Origin of the sequence: Stutzerimonas marianensis (assembly GCF_022810315.1) — a bacterium.
In the GTDB taxonomy this organism is placed as follows: Bacteria; Pseudomonadota; Gammaproteobacteria; order Pseudomonadales; family Pseudomonadaceae; genus Stutzerimonas; species Stutzerimonas marianensis.
Map to the genome: position 1 here is coordinate 1 of NZ_JALGRD010000076.1, position 337 is coordinate 337.

A 337-nucleotide genomic window follows, 5' to 3' on the forward strand; every position below is an offset into this window, starting at 1 on the left:
CCTGGCTTCGACGTGGGTGCGGAGTTAATGTAGGGCATGCCGAGCACTCCAGTTTGCTCGTAAATCTGTCTGGAAATCAATTAAACGCCAACGACGAAAAGTTCGCGCTCGCCGCTTAAACCCGGCGAACCGCTCACCGGATGGCCGATGGTCCGGGTTGAGGGTCGCAAGATCTGAGACAGAGCGGTCATTTACATTGGCTGGTTCGATATAGGGTCACTATGTATCGAATAAGACTAAGTGACTGGCGGCCTGCGTAGCGTGCTCCTGCGCGACGAAGGCAGCGAGATTCAAATCAGGCGGCTACGCATGTAGAACTACTTAATGAAGGCTTGCG

The 337-nt window shown here is 54.0% G+C and carries 1 other RNA gene; it reads left to right on the plus strand.

Annotation, left to right across the window (positions count from 1 at the left end):
• Positions 1–337, plus strand: a transfer-messenger RNA (tmRNA) gene (gene ssrA / locus MST27_RS22310); the annotation flags it as partial.